Below are 17349 nucleotides of genomic sequence, written 5' to 3'. Positions count from 1 at the left end.
GGCGAGGGTGAGCGAGGGTGAGGCGAGGAGCGGGGGGCGTTGGTGAGGAAGCGCCGGGGTAAGCACCTACGGGTGCCCGGGTCGCCGATCCTCCTCGGGGCTGAGGGCGCGGCGCGTACCCCTTTCTACCGTGGAATCAGCGCGGCGGATCGCCGCAGAAGTGGGAGACGACGATGAGTCGCAAACTGGTCCGGCCCCGCCAGGGGCGCATGATCGCCGGTGTCTGCGCCGGCCTGGGGCAGCGGTTCGGCATGTCGGCCGGCATGGTCCGGCTGCTGTTCCTGCTGTCGCTGCTGCTGCCCGGCACGCAGGTGATCGTCTACCTGATCCTGTGGATCCTGATGCCGAACGAGGACCGCTACCTCGCCACCCGCTGACGCGACACGAGCCGGGACGCCGGCACACGCGCGACGCGCCCGCCCCGGAACCACCGGGGCGGGCGCGCGGCGTCAGAGCGGTCAGGGAGCGGTGTACGTGACCGTCACCTTCTCGTACCCGAGGGAGCGCAGCAGCCCTTCGAGCATCTTGCGGGTGTTCTCCTGGGCCCGGGCGGTGAGCCCGCTGTCCCGGGCGGCAGCGGTGATGCGGTCCTCGGCGAGCTTGTAGACCTGCTGCTGCCGGTTCGGGTCGCCCGCGACCAGGTCGTTGAGCCGGTTGATCAGGCCGCGCTGCTCGGCGAACACGTAGCTCTTGTCCATGTCCAGATCGGTCTCGCCGAGCTGCGGCGCGGGAAGCTTGATCTCGGCGGACTTGCCGTCCTCGGAGACCACCACGGCACCGTCGGCGATCTTCCCGAAGTCGACGTACGCCTCGACCCGGCCCGCCCCGACGAACAGCGTGCGCTCGTTGAGCAGGAAGTCGGGCACGTTGCGCCTGTCGTTCTGCACGTCGACCACGACCTGGAAGTTGCCCTCGGCGGCGACGTAGCGGCTCAGGTCACGGATCGACTTGAGCAGCGGCGGCTGGCTGCGGTCGGTCTGCTCCTTGGCGAACGGGTTGCGGAAGTCGGGCAGCAGACCGGTGGCCTGCACGCCGAGCAGCACCACGACCGCCAGCGCCGCCGCGCCGAGCACCCAGAGCAGGCCGCGCGCCGGGCCGCCGCCCGACGCCGGGGCACCGGGGGCGTACTCGCGGTCGTGGTCGGGCGAGCCCTCCGCCCGGTCGCGAAGGGACTCGCTGGTGGGGTAGTCCGGGAACTCCCGGGTGGGCTCGTTGATGTCACCGTCGCGGGCCATCGCCCTCACCGTCCTCGTCCGACTCTTCCTCGTCCGACACATCGATCCTCAGCCGACACATCGACTGACAATGACGGTACGGCCACCGTGCGACAGTCGCTCGCCGAGCGCCCCGATCGGGTAAAGCCGCAGGTCAGGCGAACGCGGACAGGCCGGTGAGCCGCTGGCCGATGACGAGCTGGTGGATCTCGGAGGTGCCCTCGTAGGTGAGCACGCTCTCCAGGTTGTTGGCGTGCCGCATCACCGGGTACTCCCCCGATACGCCGTTGGCGCCGAGGATCGTGCGGCACTGCCGGGCGATGGCGAGCGCCTCGCGGACGTTGTTCAGTTTGCCCACGCTCACCTGGTCGGGCCGCAGCGTGCCCGCGTCGGCGAGGCGGCCCAGGTGCAGCGCGAGCAGCATGCCCTTGTTCCATTCCACCGCCATGTCCGCGAGCTTGGCCTGGGTGAGCTGGAATCCGGCGAGCGGGCGGCCGAACTGGGTGCGCGTGGTCGCGTACTCCAGTGCGGTCTCCAGGCAGTCGCGGGCCGCGCCGAGCGCGCCCCAGACGATGCCGTGCCGGGCCTCGGTCAAGCACGCCAGCGGCGCTTTGAGCCCGATCGCCTCGGGCAGTCGCGCGTCGGCCGGCAGCCGGACGTCGTCGAGGGCGATCTCGCCGGTCAGGGATGCGCGCAGCGACATCTTGTGCCGGATCTCGCGCGCCGTCACCCCCGGCGTGTCCATGGGTACGGCGAAGCCGCGCACCCCGTCGTCGGTACGCGCCCAGATCACGCCCACGTCCGCGATCGGCGCGTTGGTGATCCACAGTTTGCTGCCGTTGAGGATCCAGTCGTCGCCGTCGCGGCGGGCGCGGGTGGCCATCGAGGCGGGGTCGGAGCCGTGGTCGGGTTCGGTGAGCCCGAAGCAGCCGATCGCCTCGCCGGCCGCCATGGCGGGCAGCCAGCGCTGCTTCTGCTCCTCGCTGCCGTAGCGCCAGATGGCGTACATGCCGAGCGATCCCTGCACCGACACCAGCGAGCGGACGCCGGAGTCGCCGGCCTCCAGCTCCAGGCAGGCGAGCCCGTACGCGACCGCTGACGCGCCGGCGCAGCCGTAGCCGGTCAGGTGCATGCCGAGCAGGCCGAGCTTGCCGAACTCGCGGGCCAGTTCCCGGGCCGGGACCTGGCCGTCCTCGTACCAGCCGGCGACGTGCGGGCGTACCCGGTCGGTCACGAGCCGGCGCACGACGGTGCGGATCTGCCGCTCCTCGTCGCTGAGCGACGCATCGATGTCGAGCAGGTCGAGAGGAGTCATGGCGTCACCTTAACCAAGACTCAGGGAGGCGTCACTCGCCCTGGTCACCGAGCACGAGCACCCGCGCGTGGATCTGGTTGCGCTGCTGGAGCGCCGCGCGCAGCGCCCGGTGCAGGCCGTCCTCCAGGTAGAGGCCGCCGTTCCACTGGACGACGTGCGGGAAGAGGTCGCCGTAGAAGGTGGAGTCCTCCGCGAGCAGCTTGTCCAGCGCGAGTTCGCGCTTGGTGGTGATGAGCTGGTCAAGCCGCAGCGGGCGCGGCGGAATCTCGGCCCACTGCTTCAGCGTGAGGTTGTGCTCCGGGTAGGGACGCCCGTCCCGGACCGCCCTGAAGATCACGGCGTGCTCTCCTCCCCAGGCCAGGCTGACAATGTGGATGTCAGCCTAACCGCTCAGGTCCACCGTCCCCGCCGCACCACATCCTGCACCGGACGCCGCCCTCGGCGCAGCGACGGTGACCGGTGGTCGACAGCTCGGTAACCTACTGTGATCGCACCGATCGGGTGCAGTTCCGGCGGTACCCCGAACGCCTCCCGGTACGCCCCGATGCGCTGCGGCGGGATGCCGAAGAAGCAGGCGCCCAGCCCCTCGTCCACGGCGGTGAGCAGCATCAGCAGCGCCGCGAAGCCGGTGTCCACGTACCAGTAGGGCACCGGCCAGCGGTCCTCGGCGCGGTCCGCCCAGCCCTTGTCCGCCTCGGCGTAGCGGTCCAGGTAGGCGTCGCGGTTGGCGTGCGGCACCACGATCAGCGGCGCCCGGCGCATCCCGGCCAGCCAGCGTTCCCGGCCGCCGCCACCAGGCGTGGTGGCGGCCCAGAACCGTTCCCGGTCCTCGGGTTCCTCCAGCACCAGGAAGCCCCAGCCCTGCGAGAACCCGGCCGACGGGGCCCGGACGGCGTGGTCGAGCAGCCGGTCCACCACCTCCGGCGGCACCGGCCTGTCGGGGTCGTAGTTGCGCACCATCCGGCGGCGCCGGACGACGTCGGCGAACTCCACGCTCAGACCTCCGGGCGGACGCCCCAGGCGCCCCGCCAGGTCTGCCCCGGCTCCAGCATGATCAGGTCCTTGCCGGAGCGGAACGCGTCGGGCGGGCAGGTCATCGGCTCCACCGCCACGGACCGGCGGTGCCGTTCCCCGCCGAGCGTGTCGCCGGTGAACACCTGCCACCAGCCGAACTCGCGGTCCGCCCAGATCCGCAGCCCGGACGAGCCGTCCGGCGCGCTCAGCACCACCGCCGAGCCGCCGTCGGCGTCCCGCTCGACGTCACCGAACGCGGTGTCGAGCACCAGGTCGCCGATCGGGCGCGGGCTGGTGAAGTCGAACTCGGAGCCGGTCACCTCGGCGGCGGCGACCGGCAGCAGGCGGCTGTCCACCAGCACCCGCCGCCGGGCCGGTACGTGCAACCGCAACTCGTCCACGCCGACCTTCGGCAGTTGCAGGTAGGGGTGCACGGAGAAGCCGAACGGCGCGGGCTCGTCGGAGACGTTCGTCGCCTCGTGCTCGGCCCGCAGGCCGTCCGGGCCGACGCTCCACCGGGCCCGCAGCCGCAGCGCCCACGGGTAGCCGGGGCTCGGCGGCAGGTCGTAGCCGACGGTCACGCTGTCCGCCGACTGCTCGATCGGCTGCCACCGCACCCAGTTGACCAGGCCGTGCAGGGCGTTGTGCCGCTCCGGCTCGGTGAGGTCGAGCTGAAACGACCGCTCCCCGACCGTGTAGACGCCGTCCCGGACGCGGTTCGGCCACGGCGCCAGCACCTGCCCGGCCGAGCCGGGGCAGACCTCGTCCTCGGCGTACCCGTCGAGGTGGTCCACGCCGTCGTAGCGGTAGGCCCGCAGGCCGCCGCCCACCTCGACCACGACGGCCTCGTGGCCGTCGGCCGCGATGGTCCACTGTGTACCGGACGGAGGCTGCACGTCGATCCCCATGTCGGCGACCCTACCGTCAGTGCCGGTCCTCGGCGGGAGTGGTCGAGCGATAGCGCAGCAGCGCCGGGAACGCCACCACCAGCAGCACCGCGAGTACGGCGGCGGCCAGGCCGCCACCGACCATGGCGAAGCCGGTGCCGAAACCGGCGGCCATCGCACCGGCCCGCAGGTCGCCCAGACGCGGGCCACCGGCCACCACGACCGTGTTCACGCCCTGGAGGCGGCCACGCATCCGGTCCGGCGCGTAGACCAGCAGCATCGACTGGCGCAGCGTGGCGCTGACCAGGTCGGCGGCGCCGGCGACGCCCAGCAGCACCACCGCCACCCACAGCTGCCCGGCCAGCCCGGCGAGCGCGATGGCCACGCCCCAGCCGACCACCGCCACTGTGAGCGCGAGGCCCTGCCGTCGTACCCGGCTGATCCACCCCGAGGTCAGGCCGCCCAGCATCGCGCCGATGGCGATGGAGCTGTAGAGCCAGCCCACCGCCGAGGCACCGCCGAAGCGTTCCTGCGCCAGCTCCGGGAACAGCGCCCGCGGCATGGCCAGGATCATCGCGATCAGGTCGATGGCGAAGGAGAGCAGCAGCACCCGCGTGGTCGCCAGGTAGCGGAAGCCGTCGACGATGCTGGCGAACCCGGCCTTGCGGACACCACCGTCCGGGTCCGGCGCGGGCGGCATCGCGGGCAGCCGCAGCGTGGCCCAGAGCGACGCGGTGAACAGCAGCGCGTCCGCCGCGTACGCGATGGGCAGCGCCACCCCGACCTGCCAGGCGGCGAAGATCAGGCCGGCGGCGAGCGGGCCGAAGACGGCGGCGGCGGTGAACGTGGTGAAGTTCAGCGTGGTGGCCGCCGGGACCAGCTCCGCGGGCACCAGCCGGGGCAGGATCGCGCTGCGGGCCGGCGAGGTGATCGCGAAGGCGGTCGACTGGAGGCCGACGAGCAGCAGGAGCAGCAGCGGGCTGCGCGCACCGGCCAGCGACTGCACCAGAAGCCCGAGCGTCGAGGCCCAGAGCACGCAGCCGCCGACGAGCAGCACACGGCGGCGGTCCCGGGCGTCGGCGACCGCGCCGCCCCACAGCCCGAAGATCAGCAGCGGTACGAAGCCCGCGATGCCGAGCAGACCGACCCAGAGCGAGCCGCCGGTCAGGTCGAACATCTCCACCGGCACCGCCACGGCGGTGAACTGGAACCCGAACATGGCGATCGCGTTGCCGGTCCAGACCCGCCGGTACGCGGGCACGCGCAGCGGACGCAGGTCGATCGCCCAGCGGCGCGCGCCCCGCCGCCGGGTCTGCGTGACGTCGGTCACGGTGCGAGCCGCTCGACGACGAAGAACCCGTCCCCGGTACGCCGGAAACGCAGCCGGTCGTGCAGCCGGCTGGCCCTGCCCTGCCAGAACTCGACAGTCTCCGGACGGACCCGGAACCCGCCCCAGTACGGCGGCGCGGGGATCGGGTCCACGTCGGCGAACCGCTCGGCCGCCGCCCGGTACGCCGCGTCGAGCGCGGTCCGGTCCGGCACCACCGTCGACTGGGCGCTGGCCCACGCCCCGAGCTGCGAGCCGCGCGGCCGAGTGGCGAAGTACGCCTCGGTCTCGGCCCGGTCCACCTGCTCGACCCGGCCGGTCACGATCACCTGCCGCTGCATCGGGAACCATGGGAACACCAGGCTGGCCCACGGGTTCCCGATCACCTCGGCGCCCTTGCGCGAGCCGTGGTTGGTGTAGAAGACGAAGCCCTCCGGGCCGTATCCCTTGAGCAGCACTGTGCGCCCGCTGGGCCGGCCCCGGTCGTCGGCCGTGCCGAGCACCATCGCGTTCGGCTCGGGCAGCTGATGGGCCACCGCGTCGGCGAACCAGCGGGCGAACTGGGTGTGCCAGTCGGGCGCCAGGTCCGTCTCGGTCAGGCCCAGGTCGGCCGCGTACTCGTTACGCATGCCGGCCGGGGCGGGTGTGTCGCCTGTCACTGTGGTAGTCCCTCTCCCGGGCGTGCCGGCGTCCCCCGACGCTGGCCAGGCCCCGGTACCCAGTCTTCTCCTCCCCGAACGGGCGTCCACCGGCGGGGATGTCGCGTGGCGCACAGTGGCTGTGGGTCGCGCAGCGCGTTACCCACCGGGCAAGATGTCACGAACCACATCCCTGAAGGGTCGCCTGAGCTGCGGGGCTCGATCAGCCCGCCCGGGCGCGCCGAGCCGAAGCCAGGAGACGACATGTCCGATTTCAAACCGGGCCTGGAAGGCGTCGTAGCCTTCGAGACCGAGATCGCCGAACCCGACCGCGCGGGGGGATCACTGCGCTACCGGGGCGTGGACATCGAGGACCTGATCGGCCAGGTCTCGTTCGGCAACGTCTGGGCACTGCTGGTGGACGGCCGGTTCGGCCCGGGCCTGCCGCCGGCCGAGCCGTTCCCGGTGCCGGTTCACTCCGGTGACATCCGCGTCGACGTGCAGTCCGCGGTCGCCATGCTGGCCCCGTACTGGGGGCTCAACCAGCTTCTCGACATCTCCGACGAGCAGGCCCGCGAGGACCTGGCCCGGGTGTCGGTCACCGCGCTGTCCTTCGTCGCCCAGTCGGCGCGCGGCCTGGGCCTGCCGGCCGTGCCGCAGAAGGAGATCGACAAGGCGGAGACCATCGTCGAGCGGTTCATGAAGCGCTGGCGCGGTGAGCCCGACCCGCGGCACGTCAAGGCCGTCGACGCGTACTTCATCTCGGCCGCCGAGCACGGCCTGAACGCCTCCACCTTCACCGCCCGGATCGTCGCCTCCACCGGCGCGGACGCCGCGGCCTGCATCTCCTCCGGCATCGGCGCGCTCTCCGGCCCGCTGCACGGCGGCGCCCCGTCCCGGGTGCTCAGCATGCTGGAGGCGGTCGAGCGCAGTGGCGACGCCGACGGGTACGTCAAGGGCGTCCTGGACCGGGGCGAGCGCCTGATGGGCTTCGGCCACCGGGTCTACCGGGCCGAGGACCCGCGCGCCCGCGTGCTGCGGCGTACCGCCAAGGAGCTGGGCGCGCCCCGCTTCGAGGTCGCCGAGGCGCTGGAGAAGGCCGCGCTGGCCGAGCTGCAGGCCCGCCGCCCGGACCGCGTCCTCGCCACCAACGTCGAGTTCTGGTCCGCGGTGGTGCTGGACTTCGCCGAGGTGCCGGCGCACATGTTCACCTCGATGTTCACCTGCGCCCGGATGGGCGGCTGGTCGGCGCACATCCTGGAGCAGAAGAAGCTCCAGCGGCTGGTCCGGCCGTCGGCCACGTACGTCGGCCACGGCCCGCGCAAGCCGCAGCAGGTCGAGGGCTGGGACGCCATCCCGCACGGCGTCTGACGTGTAAGGAAGGGGCCCCGCTTAACGCCTCCGGTAGAGGCGGGGCCCCTTCTTAACGCCCGCCTCCGTGCCCACGAGGCGCTGCGCCGCTGTGGCGCACGACTCAGCGCCGACAGTGGGACCAGCCGCCGGTCCGGGCCGCCCGGGTGGGAGGATGAAGGCCGGCAGCGCTGCCGGCCGGGTTCGGACCCCGGCCGCCTCGTGCGCCCGGCGCACGCCCGGCCATCGGTCCGCGCCCGCACCAAGGGCCCGTCCCGCCCACGCGGAAGGATCAAGACAACCGTGGCTGACGCACCGACCATCCGGATTCCCGACGAGATCAGGCCCGCCGACGGACGATTCGGCTGCGGCCCGTCCAAGGTCCGTCCGGCCGCGGTCTCCGCCCTCGCCGACGTCGCCACCAGCTACCTGGGCACGTCGCACCGGCAGAAGACGGTCCGCGACCAGGTGGCCCGGCTGCGCCGCGGCCTGGCCGAGTTCTTCTCCCTGCCCGAGGGGTACGAGGTGGTGCTCGGCAACGGCGGCACCACCGCGTTCTGGGAGGTCGCCACGTTCGGCCTGATCCGCGACCGGGCCCAGTTCGCCAGCTTCGGCGAGTTCGGCGCCAAGTTCGCCAAGTCGGTCAAGGACGCGCCGTTCCTCGGTGAGCCGACCGTGCGCAAGTCCGACGCGGGCAGCGCCCCGTCGCTCGTGGCCGAGGCCGGCGTGGACGTCTACGCCACCCCGCACAACGAGACCTCCACCGGCGTCGCGGTGCCGATCAGCCGGGTCGCGGGCGCCGACGAGGGCTCGCTGCTGCTGGTCGACGCCACCTCCGGCGCGGGCGGGCTGGACGTTGATGTCGCCCAGACCGACGTCTACTACTTCGCGCCGCAGAAGTGCTTCGGCTCCGACGGCGGGCTCTGGCTGGCCCTGATGTCGCCGGCCGCGCTGGCCCGGGCCACCGAGGTCAAGGAGTCCGGCCGCTACATCCCGACCTTCCTCGACCTGGTCACCGCGATCGACAACTCGCGGCTGGAGCAGACGTACAACACCCCGGCGCTGGCGACCATCTTCCTGGCCGCGGAGCAGACCGACTGGATGAACTCCCAGGGCGGGCTGGCCTGGGCGGCCAAGCGCACCGCCGAGAGCGCCGGCATCGTGTACGGCTGGGCCGAGCGCTCGTCGTTCGCCACGCCGTTCGTGTCGGACCCGGCGCTGCGGTCCAACGTGGTCGCCACCGTCGACTTCGCCGACGAGGTGGACGCCACGGCGATCGCCAAGGCGCTGCGCGCCAACGGCATCGTCGACACCGAGCCGTACCGCAAGCTGGGCCGCAACCAGCTGCGGGTGGCGCTGTTCCCGGCCGTCGAGCCGGCCGACGTCGAGGCGCTCACCGCGTCCATCGACTACGTGGTGGAGCGACTCTGATCACGTCGTGACGGTGCGTGGCCGTCGGGGCCCCGGCGGCCACCCACCGTGATCGTTACCGCAGCTCAGTCACGACATGCCGGGGTGTCGCAGTCCCCATCGGCGGGTAGATGAGCGTACGGTGGTGCGAGACGCCCGGGTGGCCGGCTCCCGTGGCGTGACGGCCAGCGAAGCGGGACGGAGGCAAGCCCATGCGCCCAGTACGCTTCGTCGCCCTCTCCGAGGACGGCCAGGCCCTGGTGCTCGCCGACGAGGTGGGGCGCCTGCTGGCGCTGCCCATCGACGAGCGGATCGCGTCGGCGCTGCACGCCGAGCCGGGCGCCCCGCCGCTCGCTGTGGTGCCGAGCGCCACCGACCCGACGCCGTCGCTGTCCCCACGCGACATCCAGGCCCGGATCCGGTCCGGCGAGTCCGCGGAGGACGTCGCCCGCATCGCCGGCGTACCAGTCGACCGGGTGCTGCGTTACGCCGGTCCGGTGCTCCAGGAGCGGGCCATGCTCGCCCAGCACGCCCGCCGCACCCGGCTCAAGGGCGCGGAGAAGCCGACCCCGCTTGCCGAGGTCGTCAACGGCCGGCTGGCCCAGCACGGCATCGACACCGAGAAGATCTCGTGGGACGCCTACCGCCGCGACGACGGCACCTGGCGGATCATCGCGACCTGGCCGTCCGGCAAGGCCACCGCACAGGCGGTGTGGGACCTGGACAAGACCCGGCAGAACGTCGCCCCGCACGACGACATGGCGCAGTACCTGTGCGCCGAGCGGCCCACGCCGATCCTCGGCCAGGAGCCGGCGCCCGAGCGGGGCGGCCACGCGTTGCCCGGTCCGTCGCGCGGCGAGCCGAGCCGGGGTGGGCACGGCCTGCCGGCTGCCTCCGAGCATGCCCGTCCGGGGCGTGACCCGATCCGCGCCGGTCGGGACGCGCTGCTCGCCTCGCTGGACCGGCCGCTCGGCGGCACGTCCGGGCGTGGTCTCGACACCCGCTCCCCGGCCGCGCTGGCCGGGCAGGAGGCGCCCCGTCAGCGGGCCGTCGCCGGTGGTGCCGCCGCGCTGCTCGGTGGTGGGCAGGGTTCGGCCTTCGACGACGACTCGGACGCGCCGAAGGAGATCCCGGCCGTACCCTCGCTGGCCGTGCTGCGGCCTCGCCGCACCGGCCCCGCGGCGGCGACCGGCGGTGCGGCAGCCGAGTCCACCGATGCCGGTGGCAAGCCGCGCAAGCGGTTGCCGAGCTGGGACGACGTGCTGTTCGGCACCGGCCCGGCGGCCCGCGAATCATCCTGATCCACCGCTCCACCCTGGCTCGTTGAGAGGGCACTCTAAGTGCCGGCGTGCCAGGGTGGAGTCATGGAGTACACGAACCTGGGACGCACCGGTCTGTCCGTGAGCCGACTCTGCCTCGGCACGATGAATTTCGGTCCGCAGACCGACGAGCCGGACAGTTTCGCCATCATGGACCGGGCGCTCGAACACGGGATCAACTTCTTCGACACCGCGAACGTCTACGGCTGGAAGCTCGGTGAGGGCGTCACCGAGCAGATCGTCGGCCGCTGGTTCGCGCAGGGCGGCGGGCGCCGCGACAAGGTCGTCCTCGCCACCAAGGTGTACGGCAAGATGGGCGAGTGGCCCAACGAGCAGGGCCTGAGCGCCCGGCACATCATCCGGGCCTGCGAGGACTCGCTGCGCCGGCTCCAGACCGACACGATCGACCTCTACCAGATGCACCACATCTCCCGGACCACGCCGTGGGAGGAGATCTGGCAGGCGATGGAGACGCTCGTCGCCCAGGGCAAGGTGCTCTACGTCGGATCGTCCAACTTCGCCGGCTGGCACATCGCGCAGGCGCAGGCCGCGGCCGGCAGGCGCAACTTCCTCGGCCTCGTCTCCGAGCAGTGCATCTACAACCTGCTGACCCGGTACGTCGAACTGGAGGTCGTGCCGGCCGCCCAGCACTACGGGCTGGGCATCATCCCCTGGTCGCCGCTGCACGGCGGGCTGCTCTCCGGCATCATCCGCAAGATGGCCGAGGGCAGCGCGGCGCGCGGCACCACCGGCCGCTCGGCCGACGCGCTGGCCGAGCACCGGAACACCATCGAGGCGTACGAGAAGCTCTGCGCCGACCTGGGCCACGACCCGGCGGATGTGGCGCTGGCGTGGCTGCTGTCCCGGCCGGGGGTGACCGCCCCGATCGTCGGCCCGCGCACCATGGACCAGCTCGACCGCAACCTGGGCGCCCTCGACGTCCGGCTGGACGAGTCGACGCTGAACCGCCTCGACGAGCTGTTCCCGCCGGTCGGCAACGGCGGTCCCGGCCCCGAGGCCTGGGCCTGGTAGGTGTAAGGAAGGGCCCCTTCTTAACGCCTCCGGTAGAGGAGGGGCCCCTTCTTAACGCCCCGCCCGCATCAACGCCCTGCCCGCATCAACGCCCCGCAGCAAGCGCCCACGCGGCGACGGGGGTGTAGCGCGGCGTAGGGCCCAGGTGGCTGCGGATCAGGAGCACCTCGCCGGCCGTCCACTGCGGCCCGGCGTAGTCGTGCAGCGTGTGCACGTCCGAGCGGACGTCGGCCTCGGCCACCCGGTCGCCAGGGCGGGCGATGGTCAGATGCGCCCGGAACGGCTTGTCGTCGCAGGGCAGCCCGGCCTCACGCAGCCCCTCGCGGATCGACAGGGCGAGCGCGTCGAGCGCCTCGACCTCGCCGCGCACGTCGACCCAGAGCACAGTGGACCGGCCCTCACCGAAACAGCCGCCACCGGCCAGGCACAGCCGCGGGGAGCGAGCCGTCCGGGCGGCCGAGGCGAGCGCGTGCTTCACGTCGGGCAGCCGGTCGTCCGGCACCTCGCCGAGGAAGGTGAGCGTGAGGTGCAGATTCGCCGGGTCGGCGAGGCGGGCGTGGCGGGCGGCCGCGACCCGCAGGCCCTTCATCCGGGCGGTCAGGTCCGCGACGACCACGGCAGGTGGATAGATCGCCGCGAAGAGACGCACCCGGTCAGCGGTGCCGCTGGTGGTGCGCGGCGCGCGCGGCCGGCAGGGTCAGCCCGGCGGCGTGCAGCAGCCCTTCGACGCGTACCCGTTCGATCTCCCGGTCGACGCCGTCCAGTTCGGCCAGGTGTTCGGCGATGCCGAGCGCGTGGCAGGCGGCGCGCAGCCGTTCGTCGTACGCCTCGATGACCGCGCCGTGCCACACCACGCTGCGGTCGGCGGCGGCGAGCCGGTGGCCGCCGAGCCGGCGCAGGTCGGTGGCGAGTTGTTCCAGCGGACGGCGGCCGTCCTTGTCGAACTCGGTGAGGTCGATGTCGCGGGTCAGCGCCTCGGCCTCGATGGCCCGGTCGAGCCGCGCGATGGTACGGCGTTCCCGGCGCTGCTCCCGCCACTCGGCCCATCCGCAGGCGACCCGATCGATGATCTCGTCGGCGCAGAACAGCAGCGCGAACAGGGCAGGCAGGCAGCAGACGGCGAGGATCGCCAGCGCCAGCAGCAGTCCCTGCCCCACTTCCACACATCGACGCTAAGCCCTGCCGCACCGGCCCGCCACCCGTTTGGGTAATCGGGCCGGTACGACCGGCTATCAGGGCTACTTGGCGCCGGGCGAAACCACGTAGAAGCGGGGCATCGGCAGCACCCGCATCCGCAGCCGGGCGCCGGAGCGGCGCAGCTGCCAGGTGAGCGCCAGCAGCGCGGCGGTCAGCGAGATCAGGCCACCGGCCCAGATGCTCGCGCCCGCGCCGTACGTCTCGGCGACCCAGCCGATCAGCGGCGCGCCGACCGGGTTGGTGCCCAGGAACACCAGCACCCACAGCGCCATCACCCGTCCCCGGAAGGACGCGTCGACACCGAGCTGTACGCGCTGGTTGGCGGCCTGGGCAAAGTAGATCATGAAGAACCCGGCGGGCAGCAGCAGCGTCACGACCATCCAGTACGCCGGGGCGAGCCCGACGAGCGTGCCGAAGATCGCGCAGCCGATCGCGGCGCCGAGCACGAGCCAGACCGAGGGCCGGCTGCGCCGTCCGGTGCCGGCCAGCGCCCCGACCAGCGCGCCGGCCGCGAGGGCGGTGCTGAACAGGCCGAACGAGGCGGCACCGGTGTTGAACACGGTCTTCGCGAGCGCGGCGAGGGTGAGCTGGAAGTTGAACAGGCTCATCCCGATCACCGACATGAGGACCATCGGCAGCAGGATGTCCGGGCGGCGTGCCACGTACCGGAGGCCGTCGACCACCCGGGCCTGGTCCCGCTCGCCGACCGGTGGCAGGTCCTTGCGGTGCAGCTCGTCGGTACGCATCCGGACCACGTTGACCAGCGGGGCGATCGAGCTGAGCGCGGTGACCAGGAAGACCGGGCCGACGTCGACGACGGCGATGGCCAGGCCGGCGACGGCCGGGCCGACGATCCGGGCGGAGTTGAACACTGCCGCGTTGAGCGAGAGCGCGTTCGGCAGCAGCGGCATGCCGACCAGTTCGGAGACGAACGCCTGGCGGACCGGCGTCTCGACCGCGTTGGCGACGCCGAGCAGGGCGGCGAACGTGAAGACGTGCCAGAGCTGCACCAGGCCGGTGAGGACCAGGATGCTCATGGCCAGCGCGAGCACGGTCCAGAACGCGTTGGCGACGAAGAGCAGCATCCGCTTGTCGTAGCGGTCGGCGAGCCGGCCGGACAGCAGCGTGAGCAGGAGTACGGGCGTGAACTGCAACGCGGTGACCACGCCGAGCGCGGTCGCGGAATTGTCGCTGAGCTCGAGGACGAGCCAGTCCTGGGCGATGAACATCATCCAGACACCGATCAGTTTGATCAGCTGTCCGGTGGCGAAGAGCCGGTAGTTACGGACTCGTAGGGACTGGAACATCGTGCTCAACTTGGCCTGCACTCTAGGTGCGCCTCCTTGCGTCGGTACGCTTCATCCACAGCTGACGAAGCGAACCGCGGGCGGCGGTGTCAGGCGCGAGCGATGCCCTGGAGGATGTCCGCTGCACGCCGTAGCGTTTCGCGTTCGTCCTCGGTCAGCGCGGCCAGCCGAGTGGCCAGCCACTCGTTGCGGGCCCGCTCGAACTGGTCGAGTACGGCCCGTCCCCCTTCGGTCGCCGCCAGGATGACCTGCCGTCCGTCGGTCGGATGGGGAGTGCGCTGCACGAGGCCGCGCTCCTCCAACTTCGCGACGATCTTCGTCATCGTCGGCGGCTGCACCCGTTCGACATCAGCCAGTTCCCGTGGCGTGAGGGCGCCCGCCAGATTGAGGCTGGTGAGCGCCGACAGCTGGGTGACCGTGAGGTCGCCGACCGGCCGGGCCTGTCGGACCCGCCGGTTGAGCCGGGTGATCGCATCTCGCAGCTGAGGCGCCAGCTGCGCCGGTGGCACGCGTTTCGCCGTCACCGTCCGCTCCGTCACACTCGTTAGCTTAACTAATGAGCCTGGCTAACGACATGCGTTATGACCAGGCTCACCAGCGTCAGAGCAACACGGACTCGACCGGCCCGCGCAGGAAGTACACGATGAACAGCACGGCGACCCCGTACAGGAGCGGGTGGACCTCGCGGGCCTTACCCTTGGCCACCTTCAGCAGCACGAAGCTGATCACGCCGGCCCCGATGCCGTTCGAGATCGAATAGGTGAACGGCATCAGCGCGATGGTGAGGAACGCCGGGATGGCGATCTCGTAGTCGGTCCAGTCGATCGTGCGGACCGCCGTCATCATCAGGAAGCCGACCACCACCAGCGCCGTCGAGGCGGCCTCGAACGGCACGATCAGCGACAGCGGCGCCAGGAACATGGCGAGCAGGAACAACCCGCCGGTGACCAGGTTGGCCACACCGGTCCGGGCACCCTCCGCGACACCTGCGGCGCTCTCGATGTACGAGGTGTTGCTGGACACCGAGGCCGCGCCACCCGCGGCGGCGGCGATCGAGTCGACCAGCAGAATCTCCTTGGCCTTCGGCGGGGTGCCCGTCTCGTCGAGCATGTCCCCTTCCTGGCCGATCGCGACCATCGTGCCCATGGTGTCGAAGAAGTCCGTGATCAGCAGCGTGAAGATGAACATCAGCGGCACCAGCCAGCCGACCCGGCTCCACGAGTTCAGCACGTTGAACTGGCCCAGCAACGACAGGTCGGGCAGGTCCACGATCTGCTTGGGCAACTCGGGCACGTTCAGCGCCCAGCCCTTCGGGTTCGGCTTGCCGTCGACGAACGACGGGCCGACGTTGGCGATCGCCTCGACCACGATGGCCAGCACGGTGGAGGCCAGGATGCCGATCAGGATCGCGCCGCGGACCCGGCGTACCACCAGGACCAGCGTGATCAGCAGGCCCACCACGAAGACCAGCATCGGCCAGCTGACGATCTTGCCGTTGATGCCCAGCCCGACCGGCACCGTGGAGTTCGCGGCGTCCGGCACGCGCCGCACGAAACCGGCGTCGACCAGGCCGATGATGGTCAGGAACAGACCGATGCCGACGCCGATCGCGGTCTTGAGCTGCGTGGGCACCGAGCGGAACACCGCGGTACGCAGTCCGGTGAGCACCAGGATGCCGATCAGCACACCCTCGATGACCACCAGGCCCATCGCGTCCGCCCAGGTCATCTGCGGCGCGATTTCATAGGCGACGAGCGCGTTCACGCCCAGACCGGCCGCGAGCGCGATCGGGAACCGGGCCACCACGCCCATCAGGATGGTCATCAGGCCGGCGACCAGCGCGGTCGCCGCGGCGAGCGCCGGGATGGCCAGCGAACGGCCGTCGCCGTCCTTACCGCTGCCCAGGATCAGCGGGTTCAACACCACGATGTACGCCATCGTGAAGAACGTGGCGAAGCCGCCCCGCAGCTCCCGGCTCAGCGTCGACCCGCGCGCCGAGATCAGGAAGAAGCGGTCGAAGGCGTTTCGTGGATGCGCGGGATCGGGCGGAGTGCCGTGATCCGGCGGCGGAGCAATGGACATGGGGTCCTCATCTAGGTCATCGGCCGGGTTTTGTCGCGCGCATCGTCCCAGATCACCTGGCGGACAGGGAAGAACGATCACGTACGCTGGGCCGGTGTCACAGGAGCAACAGCCGCGGCCGGAGCCGCTCGACCCGCCGATGGTGCCGTTCGCCGTCGCCGGGCTGATCGCCTGGGCGGTGGCCGGCCTGGTGCTACTGGTCTTCTTCCGGGACTGGCTCACCGAATCCGGGCGTCAGAACTGGCTCTGGACCTGCCTGGCCGGTTTCCTGTGGGGCTTTCCCGGCCTCGCGGTGATGATGCGGCACGACGCCAACCGGCGTCGCCGGCGCGCGGCTGCCGCGCAGCGACAGCGCTGACCCGTCAGGGGTGGCCGTACGGCTCCGCCGGCTCGGCCGCCTCCACCGAACCAGGGGCCCGGCTGACGGTCATCGCCTCGACCGCGCTGTCGTCGTAGACGGTGGGCAGCTCGTCGACGGGCGTCTCGGCCGACTCGATCATCGTTTCCGAGTGCGCGCCGCACCCGTGGTCGGCGCTCACCACGCGGCCGTCGTCCGGGGCGTAGAAGTTGCCGCAGGCGCCGAACGCCAGGCGCAGCGAACCGGCGAGCGGCAGGTAGAAACCGCAGGTGCCGCAGCGGGCGGCGGCCGGCGCGGCGACCGAGATCGCGGCGTCCGGGCCGTGGTCGCCGTCGTACCAGCGCTGGGCGGCCTCAGCGCGGCCCTCCCGGGACAGCACCCGGGGCCGGCCCAGGCCCAGCTCCCAGGCGGCCTCCTCCACTGCGGGATCGTCGGAGAGCAGGTAGCCGGGGGCGAGCCGCTCGTCGTCGGCCGGGGTGGGCAGCAGGTCGCCCGGGCCCAGGTCGCCCGGCTTGAGCCGCTCCTGCCAGGGCAGCCAGCCGGGGGCGAGCAGCGCGTCCGGGCCGGGCAGCAGCACCGTCTCGCAGATGGTGACGTGCCGGCTGCGCGGCACCCGGGTCACAGTGACGGCCCAGCGCCAGCCGCGGTAACCGGCCATCCGGCATTCGAAGTAGTGGGTGACGACCCGGTCGCCCTCGGCGACCGCCTGGAGATGATCACCGATGTCGGTGGGCTCCACCTCGGTGATCGCGTCGCGGGCCACCTCGACGGCGGCGGCGCAGACCTGGTCGAGCCGGGGAGCGCGGGCGGAGGCGGGCCTGGTCACCGGACCATTGTTCCCCATGCCCGTCCACGGGCGACAGGCACTCCCCGGAGTCATTCTCTCCGGGTGATGCGGC

19 protein-coding genes are annotated in these 17349 nt (G+C 72.0%); 6 read left to right on the top strand and 13 right to left on the bottom strand.

The features are described 5' to 3' along the window. Positions 1-173: 173 nt before the first annotated feature. Positions 174-377 carry a PspC domain-containing protein gene (locus tag ABD52_RS17785; protein WP_013283729.1) on the top strand — a complete coding sequence of 68 codons (204 nt, stop codon included), beginning with the start codon at positions 174-176 and terminating at the stop codon, positions 375-377. Between the two features lie 81 nt (positions 378-458). Here ABD52_RS17785 and ABD52_RS17780 read toward each other — a convergent pair whose 3' ends face one another. From ABD52_RS17780 to pdxH, 7 genes are all read right to left on the bottom strand, one after another. Then, a complete protein-coding gene (locus ABD52_RS17780; RefSeq protein ID WP_013283728.1) occupies positions 459-1235 on the bottom strand; it encodes a DUF4230 domain-containing protein in 777 nt (258 codons plus the stop codon). A 133-nt stretch (positions 1236-1368) separates the two neighbouring features. After that, complete coding sequence (locus ABD52_RS17775) at positions 1369-2529, bottom strand: acyl-CoA dehydrogenase family protein (protein WP_047892549.1); 1161 nt, start codon at positions 2527-2529, stop codon at positions 1369-1371. Positions 2530-2560: 31 nt separating this feature from the next. Further along, positions 2561-2866: a type II toxin-antitoxin system VapB family antitoxin gene (locus ABD52_RS17770; protein WP_013283726.1), complete on the bottom strand. Its 306-nt coding sequence runs from the start codon at positions 2864-2866 to the stop codon at positions 2561-2563. Between the two features lie 53 nt (positions 2867-2919). Then, positions 2920-3522, bottom strand: coding sequence for a nitroreductase family protein (locus ABD52_RS17765; RefSeq protein ID WP_030274907.1), 603 nt, complete (start codon positions 3520-3522; stop codon positions 2920-2922). Positions 3523-3524: 2 nt separating this feature from the next. Next, the gene (locus tag ABD52_RS17760; protein ID WP_013473750.1) at positions 3525-4451 is read right to left on the bottom strand and encodes an aldose 1-epimerase family protein; all 927 of its coding nucleotides are present in this window, start codon (positions 4449-4451) and stop codon (positions 3525-3527) included. 16 nt (positions 4452-4467) lie between these two features. Beyond that, positions 4468-5760, bottom strand: coding sequence for an MFS transporter (locus ABD52_RS17755; protein ID WP_047892548.1), 1293 nt, complete (start codon positions 5758-5760; stop codon positions 4468-4470). Further along, a complete protein-coding gene (pdxH, locus tag ABD52_RS17750) occupies positions 5757-6386 on the bottom strand; it encodes a pyridoxamine 5'-phosphate oxidase (RefSeq protein WP_047892554.1) in 630 nt (209 codons plus the stop codon). Before pdxH ends, ABD52_RS17755 begins: the two co-directional genes overlap by 4 nt. Before the next feature lie 273 nt (positions 6387-6659). On the opposite strand from pdxH, the gene ABD52_RS17745 reads away from it, so the two are divergent. The 4 genes from ABD52_RS17745 (at position 6660) to ABD52_RS17730 (ending at position 11506) form a co-directional block, all read left to right on the top strand. Further along, complete coding sequence (locus ABD52_RS17745; RefSeq protein WP_013283721.1) at positions 6660-7766, top strand: citrate synthase 2; 1107 nt, start codon at positions 6660-6662, stop codon at positions 7764-7766. 282 nt (positions 7767-8048) lie between these two features. Continuing rightward, positions 8049-9176, top strand: coding sequence for a phosphoserine transaminase (gene serC, locus ABD52_RS17740; RefSeq protein WP_047892547.1), 1128 nt, complete (start codon positions 8049-8051; stop codon positions 9174-9176). 191 nt (positions 9177-9367) lie between these two features. Next, positions 9368-10456, top strand: coding sequence for a septation protein SepH (sepH, locus tag ABD52_RS17735; protein WP_013283719.1), 1089 nt, complete (start codon positions 9368-9370; stop codon positions 10454-10456). Positions 10457-10519: 63 nt separating this feature from the next. After that, entirely contained in the window at positions 10520-11506 is a 987-nt protein-coding gene (locus ABD52_RS17730; protein ID WP_047892546.1) for an aldo/keto reductase, read from the top strand. Between the two features lie 85 nt (positions 11507-11591). Here ABD52_RS17730 and thpR read toward each other — a convergent pair whose 3' ends face one another. The 5 genes from thpR to ABD52_RS17705 all read right to left on the bottom strand — a co-directional run bounded on the left by thpR (position 11592) and on the right by ABD52_RS17705 (position 16092). Continuing rightward, positions 11592-12155 (bottom strand): RNA 2',3'-cyclic phosphodiesterase, encoded by a 564-nt coding sequence (gene thpR, locus ABD52_RS17725; RefSeq protein ID WP_047892545.1) that lies wholly within the window; start codon positions 12153-12155, stop codon positions 11592-11594. Positions 12156-12159: 4 nt separating this feature from the next. Continuing rightward, positions 12160-12669: a hypothetical protein gene (locus ABD52_RS17720; protein ID WP_013283716.1), complete on the bottom strand. Its 510-nt coding sequence runs from the start codon at positions 12667-12669 to the stop codon at positions 12160-12162. Positions 12670-12744: 75 nt separating this feature from the next. Beyond that, positions 12745-14031, bottom strand: a complete 1287-nt coding sequence (locus ABD52_RS17715) for an MFS transporter (protein ID WP_047892544.1) — start codon at positions 14029-14031, stop codon at positions 12745-12747. Positions 14032-14099: 68 nt separating this feature from the next. Beyond that, entirely contained in the window at positions 14100-14549 is a 450-nt protein-coding gene (locus ABD52_RS17710) for a MarR family winged helix-turn-helix transcriptional regulator (RefSeq protein WP_030274920.1), read from the bottom strand. 61 nt (positions 14550-14610) lie between these two features. Further along, complete coding sequence (locus tag ABD52_RS17705) at positions 14611-16092, bottom strand: NCS2 family permease (protein WP_047892543.1); 1482 nt, start codon at positions 16090-16092, stop codon at positions 14611-14613. 94 nt (positions 16093-16186) lie between these two features. Here ABD52_RS17705 and ABD52_RS17700 point away from each other — a divergent pair, with 94 nt between their 5' ends. Next, positions 16187-16450 carry a DUF2530 domain-containing protein gene (locus ABD52_RS17700; RefSeq protein ID WP_047892542.1) on the top strand — a complete coding sequence of 88 codons (264 nt, stop codon included), beginning with the start codon at positions 16187-16189 and terminating at the stop codon, positions 16448-16450. 4 nt (positions 16451-16454) lie between these two features. Here ABD52_RS17700 and ABD52_RS17695 read toward each other — a convergent pair whose 3' ends face one another. Further along, the gene (locus tag ABD52_RS17695; protein ID WP_047892541.1) at positions 16455-17294 is read right to left on the bottom strand and encodes a DUF3027 domain-containing protein; all 840 of its coding nucleotides are present in this window, start codon (positions 17292-17294) and stop codon (positions 16455-16457) included. Between the last annotated feature and the right edge of the window lie 55 nt (positions 17295-17349).

Origin of the sequence: Micromonospora sp. RV43, assembly GCF_001029515.1 — a bacterium.
Lineage (GTDB): Bacteria > Actinomycetota > Actinomycetes > Mycobacteriales > Micromonosporaceae > Micromonospora > Micromonospora aurantiaca.
This window is presented reverse-complemented; position numbering and strand designations above follow the sequence as displayed.